At 68.7% G+C, this 11,720-nt stretch carries 11 protein-coding genes; 9 read left to right on the top strand and 2 right to left on the bottom strand.

The annotated features are described in order from the left end of the window. The first annotated feature begins 356 nt into the window (after positions 1-356). Genes HWX36_RS16305 through HWX36_RS16290 form a run of 4 tightly spaced genes read left to right on the top strand, consistent with a single transcriptional unit; the run spans position 357 to position 5,321 of the window. On the top strand, positions 357-866 hold the full coding sequence (locus HWX36_RS16305) for a sigma-70 family RNA polymerase sigma factor (protein ID WP_175953068.1): 510 nt from the start codon (positions 357-359) through the stop codon (positions 864-866). Between the two features lie 3 nt (positions 867-869). Then, positions 870-1,856, top strand: coding sequence for a FecR domain-containing protein (locus tag HWX36_RS16300; RefSeq protein ID WP_175953067.1), 987 nt, complete (start codon positions 870-872; stop codon positions 1,854-1,856). A 53-nt stretch (positions 1,857-1,909) separates the two neighbouring features. Continuing rightward, entirely contained in the window at positions 1,910-4,486 is a 2,577-nt protein-coding gene (locus HWX36_RS16295) for a TonB-dependent receptor (RefSeq protein ID WP_175953066.1), read from the top strand. A gap of 55 nt (positions 4,487-4,541) precedes the next feature. Continuing rightward, positions 4,542-5,321: a hypothetical protein gene (locus HWX36_RS16290; RefSeq protein ID WP_175953065.1), complete on the top strand. Its 780-nt coding sequence runs from the start codon at positions 4,542-4,544 to the stop codon at positions 5,319-5,321. Between the two features lie 207 nt (positions 5,322-5,528). Here the strand turns inward: HWX36_RS16290 and HWX36_RS16285 are convergent, their stop codons facing one another. Then, positions 5,529-6,404, bottom strand: coding sequence for a LysR family transcriptional regulator (locus HWX36_RS16285; protein WP_175953064.1), 876 nt, complete (start codon positions 6,402-6,404; stop codon positions 5,529-5,531). A 112-nt stretch (positions 6,405-6,516) separates the two neighbouring features. Between HWX36_RS16285 and HWX36_RS16280 the strand changes: the two genes are divergently transcribed. Then, positions 6,517-6,942, top strand: coding sequence for a VOC family protein (locus tag HWX36_RS16280; protein WP_175953063.1), 426 nt, complete (start codon positions 6,517-6,519; stop codon positions 6,940-6,942). Positions 6,943-7,075: 133 nt separating this feature from the next. Next, positions 7,076-7,660, top strand: a complete 585-nt coding sequence (locus HWX36_RS16275; RefSeq protein WP_175953062.1) for a flavin reductase family protein — start codon at positions 7,076-7,078, stop codon at positions 7,658-7,660. A 42-nt stretch (positions 7,661-7,702) separates the two neighbouring features. Here the strand turns inward: HWX36_RS16275 and HWX36_RS16270 are convergent, their stop codons facing one another. After that, positions 7,703-8,599: a LysR family transcriptional regulator gene (locus HWX36_RS16270; RefSeq protein ID WP_175953061.1), complete on the bottom strand. Its 897-nt coding sequence runs from the start codon at positions 8,597-8,599 to the stop codon at positions 7,703-7,705. Between the two features lie 97 nt (positions 8,600-8,696). On the opposite strand from HWX36_RS16270, the gene HWX36_RS16265 reads away from it, so the two are divergent. Genes HWX36_RS16265 through HWX36_RS16255 form a run of 3 tightly spaced genes read left to right on the top strand, consistent with a single transcriptional unit; the run spans position 8,697 to position 11,705 of the window. Continuing rightward, positions 8,697-9,995 (top strand): citrate:proton symporter, encoded by a 1,299-nt coding sequence (locus tag HWX36_RS16265; protein ID WP_175953060.1) that lies wholly within the window; start codon positions 8,697-8,699, stop codon positions 9,993-9,995. Between the two features lie 40 nt (positions 9,996-10,035). Further along, positions 10,036-11,394 carry an acyclic terpene utilization AtuA family protein gene (locus tag HWX36_RS16260; protein ID WP_175953059.1) on the top strand — a complete coding sequence of 453 codons (1,359 nt, stop codon included), beginning with the start codon at positions 10,036-10,038 and terminating at the stop codon, positions 11,392-11,394. Then, positions 11,394-11,705: a hypothetical protein gene (locus HWX36_RS16255; protein WP_175953058.1), complete on the top strand. Its 312-nt coding sequence runs from the start codon at positions 11,394-11,396 to the stop codon at positions 11,703-11,705. The genes HWX36_RS16260 and HWX36_RS16255 overlap by 1 nt, the downstream gene beginning before the upstream one ends. Positions 11,706-11,720 lie beyond the last annotated feature (15 nt).

The following is an 11,720-nucleotide window of genomic DNA, read 5'->3' as shown; positions in this document are numbered from 1 at the left end:
ATTTTTGAGGGATTTGAATTATTGATCGCTTCGTATCAATGGGTTGCCGTTCCGCGATTTTTTCATTGCGTTTTACATCGGGCGTGATAATTCGGCGCGATTTTCGGGCGAATTGCCGCAATCTCAATATTGTTATCGATCCGTCAAATCATTATTGAACGAATCGAATTGGCCGGGCTGGAGCGGATGTGATATCCGCGTGCGGGTCGCAGTCGGCGGACGATACGCGGCTTGACCATCCGTCGCCGCAGCGACGTCGCCCGCACGCCAAAGCAGCAGTCGCTACCTTACTTTTGTATATAATAATCATTCTCATTTACAAAATCGTTGACGCGTGCGCACCCCGGAACCCGGCCATGTCCGCTGACAAGCTGCTTCTTCATCGAGAAATCGACGCTCTCTACACCGGCCACCACGCGTGGCTGCGCGGCTGGCTGAGCCGGAAGCTCGGTTGCGCGCATCGCGCGGCCGATCTCGCGCACGACACGTTCATGCGCCTGCTCGCGCGCGACGAGCCGATCGGCGCCGACGAGCCGCGCGCGTTCCTGACGACGGTCGCGCAGCGCGTGCTGAGCAACCACTGGCGGCGCGAGCAGATCGAGCGCGCGTATCTCGATGCGCTCGCGCTGCGCCCCGAAGCGCATGCGCCGTCGCCGGAGGAGCGGGCCGTCGTGCTCGAGACGCTGCTCGAGATCGACCGGTTGCTCGACGGCCTGCCGCTCGCGGCGAAGCGGGCGTTCCTGCTCGCGCAGCTCGACGGGCTCACGCAGGCCGAGATCGCGCGCGAACTCGGCGTGTCGCTCGCGACGGTGAAGCGCTATCTCGTGAAGGCCGGCACGCAGTGCTTCTTCGCGATGGCGGCCTGACCGATGACCGCCCCGGGAGCGCCGGCGGTGCCGCCGCAGGTTGCGCGTCGCGCGGTCGAATGGTGGGTCGACCGGCAGGCCGGCCGTACCGATGCAGCGTTCGACGCCGCGCTCGCGCAATGGCGCGCGGAGGATCCCGCGCACGACGCGGCGTGGCGCCACATCGAGACGATGCAGCGCAGGTTCGGCGGGCTGGCAGCCGGGCTCGACCCGCAGGCCGCCCACGCGGCGCTGCTGCCGCCGCGTGCGGGCCGCCGCCGCGCGGCCGTGAAGACGCTGGCCGTGCTGCTGTTCGCGGGGGGCGCCGCATGGATGGCCGAACCCGCGCGGCGTGCGGTGATCTGGCCGGCGGACCTGCGCACGGCGGTCGGCGAGCGGCGCACGGTGACGCTCGCGGATCGCACGATCGTCGTCCTCGATACCGACACGGCGCTCGACGTGCGCTTCGACGATACGGTGCGCCACTTGCGCCTGCTGCGCGGCACGGTCATGGTGACGAGCGGCCACGACGATCGCGTGCCCGCGCGGCCGCTCGTCGTCGCGACCGCGCAGGGCGAACTGCGGCCGCTCGGCACGCGCTTCGCGGTGCGGCAGCGCGACGGCGCGACGCGTATCGAGGTGTTCGCCGGTGCCGTGCGCGTGCGGCCCGGCGACGCGTCGGCCGGCGCGCGCGTGATCGCGGCCGGAGAGGGCGCGGATTTCACGCGCGACACGATCGACGCGGCGGCGCCGCTCGATGCGTACGCGTCCGCGTGGACGAGCGGCATGCTCGTCGCGTCGCGCATGCGGCTGGCCGACCTCGTCGCCGAGCTCGACCGCTATCGCCGCGGCAGCCTGCGCTGCGATGCGGCCGTGGCCGACCTGCGCGTGTCGGGCACCTATCCGCTCGACGATCCCGCGCGCGTGCTCGACACACTGAAGGCGACGCTGCCGATCGACGTTCACTACCTGACGCGCTACTGGGCGACGGTCGTGCCGGCCCGTTCGTGAGCGCATCAAAAAATTTTCCGCCGACCTGAGCTGTTTCTCGATGGTCGCGTGACATGGGTAATGAAAGCCGCACTGTCCCATCGTCCACCGACTTCCCGATCATGGTTTCCATCCGTCTCACGTATCGGCGCCGTCCGGCGCCTGCCCGACATCTGCCGCGCGTGTCACGCGCGGCTGCACCCGCCGCGCCGGGTCGCCTCGCGCGCCGGCTGGCCGGCGCCGTCCTGGTGTCGGCGCTGCTGCCGCTGCCCGCGCTGGCCGACACCGACGCCGATGCGGCGCCGGCCGCGCAGCGCGCGGCGCGGCGTGCGTTCGACGTTCCGGCCGGGCCGCTCGAAGCGGCGCTGAACCGGTTCGGCCGCGACGCGGGCATCCTGCTCGCGTTTCCGGCCGAGCTGACCGCCGGCCTGAAGAGCGGCGGCGTGCAGGGCCGCTTCGACGTCGACGGCGCGCTCGACCGCCTGCTCGCGGGCACGGGGCTCGTCGCGTTGCGACAGCCGGGCGGCGGTTATACGCTCAAGCGCGCGGACGGTTCGGTCGCACGGCCCGTGGCGGCCGGCGTGGCCGCGGGCGCCGAGTTGCCCGCGATCAATGTGCGCACGAGCGCGCTGCGCGCCGAAAGCTATCGCGCGCCGAAGGAAGCGGGCGTGCTGCGTTCCGAGATCCCGCTGCTCGATACCGCGCAGGCCGTCAACATCGTGCCTGCGCAGGTGTTGCGCGACCAGCGTCCGCGCAACCTGGACGACGCGCTCGGCAACGTCAGCGGCATCACGCAGGGCAACACGCTCGCGGGCACGCAGGACACGATCATGAAGCGCGGCTTCGGCGGCAATCGCGACGGTTCGGTCATGCAGAACGGGATGCCGCTCGTGCAAGGGCGCGCGTTCAACGCGGCGGTCGACAGCGTCGAGGTGCTGAAGGGGCCGACGTCGCTGCTGTACGGGCTGATGGACCCGGGCGGCGTGGTCAACGTCGTCACCAAGCAGCCGCAGCTCAAGCGCTACAACGCGATCTCGCTCGGCGCGTCGACGTTCGGGCACGGCAAGAACGGCGGCGGCGCAACCTTCGATTCGACCGGGCCGGTCGGCGATTCGCGGCTCGCCTACCGGCTGATCGTCGACCAGTCGAACGAGCAGTACTGGCGCAACTTCGGCGAATACCGGCAGACCTTCGTCGCGCCGTCGCTCGCGTGGTACGGCCGCGATACGCAGGTCGCGGTGTCCTACCAGTACCGGAAATTCCATTCGCCGTTCGATCGCGGCACCGCGCTCGACCCGCGCACCAACGCGCCGCTCGACATTCCCGCGCGGCGGCGCATCGACGAGCCGTTCAACAACATGGACGGCGAATCGCACCTCGCGCAGTTGAGCGTCGATCACCAGTTCAACGCGGACTGGAGCGCGCATTTCGGCTACAGCTACAACCGCGAGACCTACGACGCGAACCAGTTGCGCACGACGGGCGTCGATCCGGTGAAGGGCACGATGACGCGCAGCAACGACGCGACGCACGGCTCGCTCAGCACCGACAGCTACGGGATCGGCTACGTGAACGGCAGGCTGATGCTGGGCGGGATGCGGCACGACGTGCAGGTCGGCTTCGATACCGAATACCGCCGCATCTACCGCAAGGACATGCTGCGGCAGGCCGTGAAGACGCCGTTCAGCTATCTCGATCCCGTCTACGGGCTGCTGCCGCCGTCGAGCACGGTGTCGGCGAGCGACAGCGACCAGACCGACACGCTGCACGATGCGTCGGCGTTCGTACAGGACACGATCCACCTGACCGACAAGTGGATCGTGTCGGGCGGGTTGCGCTACATCACGTACAACCAGGTCGCGGGGCGGGGGCGGCCGTTCGTCGCGAACACCGATCTCAGCGGCTCGAAATGGCTGCCGCGCGCGGGCGTCGTCTACAAGTGGACCGACACGTTCTCGCTGTACGGCAGCTATTCGCAGTCGCTGAAGCCGTCGTCGTCGATCGCGCCGATGACGGGCTACATCATCGACGGCGCGACGCCGCCCGAGGAAGCGACCGCGTGGGAAGTGGGCGGCAAGCTCGACCTGCCGGGCGGGATGACGGGCACGCTCGCGTTGTTCAACATCGACAAGAAGAACGTGCTCGTGTCGCAGTACAACGACGCAACCAGGCTGACCGACTGGCGCACGTCGGGCAGGGCGCGCTCGCGCGGGATCGAGCTCGACGTGTCGGGCAAGCTCGGCGAGCGCGTGAACGTGATCGCGAGCTACGCGTACATCGACGCGAAGACGACCGAGGATCCGCTGTACACGGGCAACCAGCTGTGGAACGTCGCGCGTCACACCGCGTCGCTCGCGGCCGTCTACGACTTCGGCACGGTGGTGGGCGGCGACGACCTGCGCATCGGCGCGGACGTGCGCTACGTCGGCGCGCGGCCCGGCGATTCGGCGAACAGCTTCACGCTGCCTTCGTACGTGCTCGCCGACGCGTTCGCCACGTACGACACGCGGATCGGCAAGCAGAAGCTGTCGTTCCAGCTCAACGTGAAGAATCTCTTCAATCGCACCTACTACCCGTCGAGCGCGAACCGTTACTTCGTCGCGATCGGCGATGCGCGACAGGTGTCGCTGCTCACCACGCTGCAGTTCTGACCACGCAATCGCCGCGCGGCCGTCACGGCGGCGCGTGGCTTCGGAGACGATCCAGATGAACCGGAACATGAAGACCGGCGCCGTGCGCGCCGTTGCCGCCGGCGCGCGGCGTCGCGCATTGCGCGCGATCGCGGGCTCGGTGCTCGCGATCGGCGCGGGCCTCGGCCTCGGCGCAGGGGCGGCCGCCCCCGCGTTGGCGGTCGATGCACCGCAGGCCGTCACGCGTGTCGCGATGCTCGTCCAGCTGCGCGGCCCGAACCTGAAGGTCGACGAGCGCATCGGCCAGCATCTTGGCGAACGCGGCTATGCGGTGCAGCTGATCGACGAGTCGGCCACGCCCGATGCGGCGCGCGACGCCGACCTGGTCGTGATTTCGTCGACGGTGTCGTCGAAGAACGTGCGGCCCGGCTGGCGCACGCTCGACAAGCCGCTCGTGACCTGGGAAAACGACCTGCTCGACGATCTCGCGATGACGGGCAAGCGTCATGACGTCGACTTCGGCGAAACGGGCAAGGAGCGCTACCTGTGGCTCGTCAATGCGCCGCACCCGATCTCGGCCGGGCTACCGGCCGGCGCGACGAACGTGTACGGCAAGCAGGCGCCGATGAGCTGGGGCAAGCCGGGGCTCGGCGCGATCACGATTGCAACCGTGTACGGCCAGCCCGACAAGGCCGCGATCTTCGCGTACGAGAAGGGCGCGACGATGGACTACGAAGCGCTCGCGCCGGCGCGCCGCGTGATGTTCTTCCTCGACAACGACACGTTCGTGAACCTGTCGCCGGCCGGGCTCGCGCTGTTCGACGCGGCGGTGGACTGGGCGGCCGGGCGGCGCTGATTTGCAACATCGGCCCCAGGGCTAGTTCACGCTAATAACGGGCTTGCGAACGTGCGTTGCCGGCTGCAGAGCAAGAAGCAAGGAGCGCCGTTTGGCCGAGCCGGACAAGCGACGCGCGACGCCGCAATGCGGCCGGCAACGCACGTTCCCCTGTTTGGAAAAATCATTCGTGGGGCCAGCGCACGCCCGTTATTAGCGTGAACAGGCCTAGGCCGCCTGCCGCGACGCCGCTTCGATCAGTCGTGCCAGCATCTGCGCCGGTTCCGACATCGTCCGCCGCGCGCGATGCACGAGCCCGATGTCGCGGTGGAACGTATGGTGTCCGAGATCGAGCGCGCGCACGCCGGCCGGCCAGCGGCGATACGCGGCGGTCTGCGGGACGATCGCGACGCCGACACCGTTCTCGACCAGCTTGACGATCGCGTCGAGCTCGTCGAGTTCGCAGGTGTCGCGCACCGCGATGTGCATCTTCCTCAGGAAACGGTCGACCTGGCGGCCGCCGAACGACGCGCGGTCGTAGCGCACGAACGGCTCGCTCGCGAGCAACTCGGCCCAGTCCCTGCCTTTCACGCCGCGCGGCACGATCAGCCGGAACGGTTCCTGCGCGAGTGTCGTCCAGTGCAGGTCGCTCTGCAGCGAAAACGGCGGCCGGATGATCGCGGCCAGGTCGATCTCGCCCGCATCGACCCGGTTGACCAGCTCGATCGACAGCCCCGGTATCACGCGCGTGCGGCACGCGGGATGCCGGCGATGGAACTCGGCGAGCGCAGCCGGCAGCAGCGCGCTCTGCACCGACGCGATCGCGCCGATCGTCACGCGCACGTTGGCAGGCGAACCGGGGGCCGTCGAGCTCAGGTTCTCGTACAGGCCGATCAGCGCCTGCGCCTGGTCGAGCACGTGATGACCCCGCTCGTTGAGCCGCGCCGAGCGGCCTTGCCGGTCGAACAGCGCGAAGCCAAGCTCGGCTTCCAGACGCTGCATCTGCGCGCTCACGGCCGCCTGCGTGAGCCCGATACGGTTGCCGGCCGCGGCGAACGTGCCTTCCCGGGCGACGGCGACGAGGGTTTTCAGTTCGCGGATCATTCATCAATTCCATTTGTGAATGACGAAACTATATATTGATTTAATTTCTGATTGACCTTGACTACCATGGTGCCGTCCTCGCGCCACGCGAGCGTTCCATCACGAGGCAACCATGAGTCTTTCCCCGTTTCACCTGGCGATCCCGGTCTACGACCTGCCGGCCGCGCGCGATTTCTACGGCCGTGTGTTCGGGCTGGCAGAGGGGCGCTCGAGCGCGCAGTGGGTCGACTTCGACTTCTACGGGCACCAGCTCGTGATCCACGAGCATCCGAAGACCGCGTCGCAGGCAAGCGCGCATACGAACGCGGTGGACGGTCACGACGTGCCGGTGCCGCATTTCGGGATCGTGCTCGACTGGCCGAGCTGGGAAGCGCTGGCCGAGCGGCTGAAAGCGTTCGGCGTGACCTTCGCGATCGAGCCGTATGTGCGGTTCCAGGGGCAGGTCGGCGAGCAGGCGACGATGTTCCTGTTCGATCCGTGCGGCAATGCACTCGAATTCAAGGCGTTCCGCGACATCGGCCAGTTGTTCGCGAAGTGACGGATCGGGCGAATCTGCGCCGATTGAAATTGGGTGCGAGAATGCGGCCTCCGGCCCGGCTGCGCGCACGCGCGCCGGCCGGCGCCGCGCCGCACGGCATCCGTCCGTGCGCGACGTTCTCCAAGGAACCCGTATGGACAGTCACATCGCTCCGGTGGAGCTGAAGAAGGCCTACCGTCTCCTCAACCACGGCCCGACCGTGCTCGTGTCGGCCCGCCACGATGGCGTCGACAACGTGATGGCCGCCGCATGGGCGTGCGCGCTGGACTTCCTGCCGCCGAAGCTGACGGTCGTGCTCGACAAGACCGCGAAGACGCGCGAGCTCGTCGAGCGCAGCGGCACGTTCGTGATCCAGGTGCCGACGGCCGCGCAGATTCGGCTCACGCATGCGGTGGGCAGCCACAGTCTCGCGGAGTGGCCCGACAAGCTGCGCGAAGCGGGCGTCGCGCTGTTCGACGTCGAAGGCCACGATCTGCCGTTCGTCGCCGGATGTTCGGGCTGGCTCGCGTGCAAGCTGATTCCGGAGCCGCACAACCAGCAGGCCTATGACCTGTTCATCGGCGAGGTGGTCGCGGCGTGGTCCGATACGCGCGTGTTCCGCGACGGCCACTGGTATTTCGAATCGGCCGATCCGGCACTGCGCAGCCTGCACTACATCGCGGGCGGCAATTTCTATGCGATCGGCGAATCGCTGCACGTCGATCCGGACGCGAAATAAGCGCCGGGCGGGCTGCCGGTTCCGCCGATCCTGGCGCGCGGTTCACGCGCGCTTGTTCAATTCCGTCAGCATGGTTTCGGCGAACGCCTGCGCGACGCGCGGCAGCGTGCGGCCGCGCTTCGTGACGAGTGCGATCGGCCGCACGAACGCGGGATCGTCGATCGGCTTCGCGACCAGCTCGGGCTCGGCGCGCACCTCGCGCGCGGTCGCGGGCAGGATCGTCACGCCGAGGCCGCCGCGCACCATTGCGACGGCCGTCATCATGTAGGTCGGTTCGCACGCGATGTCGGGCGTGCAGCCGGCCGCGTCCAGCGCGGCATCGACGACGCTGCGCACGCTCGTGCCCTGTGCGGTGAGCACGAGCGGCACGGCCGCGACGTCGGCGGTGCTCACGCGGCGCTTGCGCGCGAGCGGGTGATCCTTCGGGCATACGGCGACGAGCCGGTCGGCGCCCGCATACAGCACCTCCAGCGACGTATCGAACGCGTCGCCGCCGGTCAATCCGAGATCGGCTTCCTCATTGCGCACGAGCGCGGTGACGAGGCTCGCGACGCCGTCGCGGATCTCGAAGCCCGCGCGCGGCACGTCGCGCCGGAACGACTGGATCAGCTCGGGCAGCATGCTGGATGCGAAGGTCGGCAGGCACGCGAGCCGCACCGTGCCGCTCGTGCCTTCGCCGAGCGCGCGCGCATCGCGCAGCACGCGCTCCATGTCGTCGAGCGAGCGTTGCAGCAGCGGCAGCAGCTCGCGCCCGGTCTGCGTGAGCGCGACGCTGCGGCTATTGCGGTCGAAGAGGCGCGCGCCGACGATCTCCTCGAGCCGGCGGATCTGCACGGTCAGCGCCGGCTGCGACAGGTGCAGGCGCGCGGCCGCGCGCGTGAAGTTGCCGGCCTGTGCGACGGTGACGAACGCGCGAATGTCGCGAAGGTTCAGATCCATAACGACTCGTGATTGCTGCGATCAAATCATTTCAATTGTGCTATCGCTGCGCCGACCTTACGCTCGTCTCCAACAAAAGACAAGGTAGGAGACACGGATGTTGCCGTTACTCGGGCTTGGCACGATCGTCGTGCTGCTGGCCGCGATTCTGTCGAAGCGGATGTCGCCGCTCGTCGCGCTGATCGTCGTGCCGATCGCCGCATCGCTGATCGGCGGCTTCGGGCTGCACACGAGCAAGTTCGTCATCGACGGGCTGAAGGGCCTCGCGCCCGTCGTCGGGATGTTCGTGTTCGCGATCCTCTATTTCGGGACGATCACCGACGCCGGCACGCTCGACCCGATCATCGACCGCATCCTGCGCGCGGTCGGCACGCGGCCGACGCGCATCGTGATGGGCACGACGCTGCTCGCGCTGCTGATCCACCTCGACGGCTCGGGCGCCGTCTGCTTTCTCGTGACGATTCCGGCCGTGCTGCCGCTGTACGACCGGCTGAAGATGGATCGGCGCGTGCTGGCCGCCGCGGTGTCGATGGCCGCGGGTATCAACTTCCTGCCGTGGACGGGGCCGATGATTCGTGCGTCGGCGTCGCTGCACCTGCCGGTGTCGGCGCTGTTCAACCCGCTGATCCCGGTGCAGGCGATCGGGCTCGTGTTCGTGTTCGGTGTCGCGTACTGGCTCGGGCGGCGCGAGGAGAAGCGGCTTGGCCTGTCGCGCGACGATGCATCGATTCCGCTGCCGAAGCGCGAACTGACGCCCGACGAGCAGGCGCTGCGCCGGCCGCACCTGTTCTGGTTCAACCTGGTGCTGACGCTCGTCGTGCTCGGCACGATGGTCGTGATGGGCGAGAAGATCCCGCCCGCGATCATGTTCATGGTCGGGCTGTGCATCGCGCTGATGGTGAACTACCCGGACGTCGACATGCAGCGAAAGCGCATCGACGCGCATGCGCGCGCCGCGCTGATGATGGCCGGCATCCTGCTCGCGGCCGGCGTGTTCACGGGGATCATGCAGGGCAGCGGGATGCTGAAGGCGATGGCGCAGGCGGCGGTCGGCTTCGTGCCGCCGTCGATGGCCGGCCACATTCCGGTGGCGCTCGGCCTCGCGTCGATGCCGCTCAGCATGCTGTTCGATCCCGATTCGTTCTACTTCGGCGTGCTGCCCGTGATCGCCGAGGTGGCCGGCCAGCTCGGCGTGCCGGCCGTGCAGGTCGGGCAGGCCGCGCTGCTCGGCCAGATGACGACCGGCTTCCCGGTCAGCCCGCTGACGCCCGCGACCTTCCTCGTCGTCGGCCTGTGCGGCATCGAGCTGGCCGAGCACCAGAAATTCACCTTCCCGCTGCTGTTCGGCGCGTCGATCGTGATGACGGTCGCGTGCGTCGCGCTGGGCATCTTTTGATCTTTCCCGGCGGCGAAACCCGCCGGACGACGGTACGGACATGACAGCAAAGCAACCTGAACGGCGTGTGCGCATCGGCGCGGGCGCCGGCTACTCGGGCGACCGGATCGAGCCCGCGGTCGAACTGGCCGCACACGGGCAGCTCGACTACCTCGTCTTCGAATGCCTGGCCGAGCGCACGATCGCGATCGCGCAGCAGGCGCGGCGCAAGGCCCCGGCACTCGGCTACGACCCGCTGCTCGATGCGCGGATGCGCGCGGTATTGCCGGTCGCCGCGCCGAACGGCGTGCGCATCGTGTCGAACATGGGTGCGGCGAATCCGCGTGCGGCCGCACGGCGCACCGCACGGATCGCGCAATCGCTTGGCCTCGCGAAGCTGAAGGTGGCGGCGGTCGAAGGCGACGACGTGCTCGACGTGGTGCTGCGCGGCGCATTCCGCTTCGAGGAATCCGGCGACGACGTCGCCGGATATCGCGACCGCATCGTGTCCGCGAACGCGTACCTCGGCGCCGCGCCGATCGTCGATGCGCTTGCGGCCGGCGCGGACGTCGTGCTGACCGGGCGCGTCGCCGATCCGTCGCTGTTCGCCGCGCCGCTGATCCACGCGTTCGGCTGGCGGATGGAGGACTGGGACATGCTCGGGCAGGCGACGGTCGTCGGCCATCTGCTCGAATGCGCAGGGCAGGTGACGGGCGGTTATTTTGCAGACCCCGGCTACAAGGACGTGCCGAACCTCGCGCGGCTCGGGTTCCCGATCGGCGAAGTCGCGGCCGACGGCGCGGTCGTGATCACGAAGGTGTCGCACGCGGGCGGCCGCGTGAGCGCGGCGACCTGCAAGGAACAGCTGCTCTACGAGATTCACGACCCGGCGCGTTATCTGCAACCCGACGTCGTCGCGGATTTCACGCGCGTGGCGGTCGTGGAGGAGGCGATCGATCGCGTGCGCGTGACGGGCGGGCGCGGCACCGCGCGGCCCGATACGCTGAAGGTGTCGGTGGCTTACGTCGACGGCTGGATCGGCGAAGGCCAGATCTCGTACGGCGGCCCGGGCGCGCTCGAACGTGCGCGCCTCGCGCTCGAGATCGTCCGCGAGCGGCTGGCGTTGACCGGCGTCGCCGCGACCGAGTTGCGCTTCGACCTGATCGGTGTCGATTCGCTCTATGGCGACGCGACGCCGGCCGTGCGCGGCGAGCCGGCCGAGGTGCGCGTGCGGGTGGCCGGCCGCGCGGCGAGCGCCGATGAAGCGGCGCGCATCGGCAACGAAGTCGAGACGCTCTATACGAACGGGCCGGCCGGCGGCGGCGGCGCGTTCAAGTCGACGCGCGAGGTCATCGCCGTGCAGTCGGTGCTGCTGCCGCGCGCGGCCGTGACGCCGTCGTTTTCATTCGTGGAGGCATGATGCAACTGCGTGAACTGGCGCATGCGCGCACCGGCGACAAGGGCAATACGCTGAACGTGTCGGTCATCTGCCGCGATCCGCGCCATTACGATCACCTGCGCACGCATCTGGATGCCGACGCAGTGAAGGCGTGGCTCGCGGGCATCGTGCATGGCAACGTCGTGCGTTACGAATTGCCGGCGCTCGGTGCATTCAATTTCGTGCTGCGCGATGCGCTCGGCGGCGGCGTCACGCGTTCGCTCGCGCTCGACGCGCACGGCAAGTCGGTCAGTTCGGCGCTGCTGGCGATCGAGGTGCCCGACCCGACGTAACGGATGTCGCCGCCG

The organism is Burkholderia sp. BCC0405 (assembly GCF_902833075.1).
Taxonomy (GTDB): domain Bacteria; phylum Pseudomonadota; class Gammaproteobacteria; order Burkholderiales; family Burkholderiaceae; genus Burkholderia.
Note: the sequence above shows the minus strand (reverse complement) of the source record. Positions and strands in the feature narration are given on the sequence as shown.

What these genes read in the sequence shown, in the direction of transcription:
- HWX36_RS16305 (WP_175953068.1), top strand. Translation starts at nt 357, where the DNA reads ATGTCCGCTGACAAGCTGCTTCTTCATCGAGAAATCGACGCTCTCTAC.
- HWX36_RS16300 (WP_175953067.1), top strand. Translation starts at nt 870, where the DNA reads ATGACCGCCCCGGGAGCGCCGGCGGTGCCGCCGCAGGTTGCGCGTCGC.
- HWX36_RS16295 (WP_175953066.1), top strand. Translation starts at nt 1,910, where the DNA reads ATGGGTAATGAAAGCCGCACTGTCCCATCGTCCACCGACTTCCCGATC.
- HWX36_RS16290 (WP_175953065.1), top strand. Translation starts at nt 4,542, where the DNA reads ATGAACCGGAACATGAAGACCGGCGCCGTGCGCGCCGTTGCCGCCGGC.
- HWX36_RS16285 (WP_175953064.1), bottom strand. Translation starts at nt 6,404, where the DNA reads ATGATCCGCGAACTGAAAACCCTCGTCGCCGTCGCCCGGGAAGGCACG.
- HWX36_RS16280 (WP_175953063.1), top strand. Translation starts at nt 6,517, where the DNA reads ATGAGTCTTTCCCCGTTTCACCTGGCGATCCCGGTCTACGACCTGCCG.
- HWX36_RS16275 (WP_175953062.1), top strand. Translation starts at nt 7,076, where the DNA reads ATGGACAGTCACATCGCTCCGGTGGAGCTGAAGAAGGCCTACCGTCTC.
- HWX36_RS16270 (WP_175953061.1), bottom strand. Translation starts at nt 8,599, where the DNA reads ATGGATCTGAACCTTCGCGACATTCGCGCGTTCGTCACCGTCGCACAG.
- HWX36_RS16265 (WP_175953060.1), top strand. Translation starts at nt 8,697, where the DNA reads ATGTTGCCGTTACTCGGGCTTGGCACGATCGTCGTGCTGCTGGCCGCG.
- HWX36_RS16260 (WP_175953059.1), top strand. Translation starts at nt 10,036, where the DNA reads ATGACAGCAAAGCAACCTGAACGGCGTGTGCGCATCGGCGCGGGCGCC.
- HWX36_RS16255 (WP_175953058.1), top strand. Translation starts at nt 11,394, where the DNA reads ATGCAACTGCGTGAACTGGCGCATGCGCGCACCGGCGACAAGGGCAAT.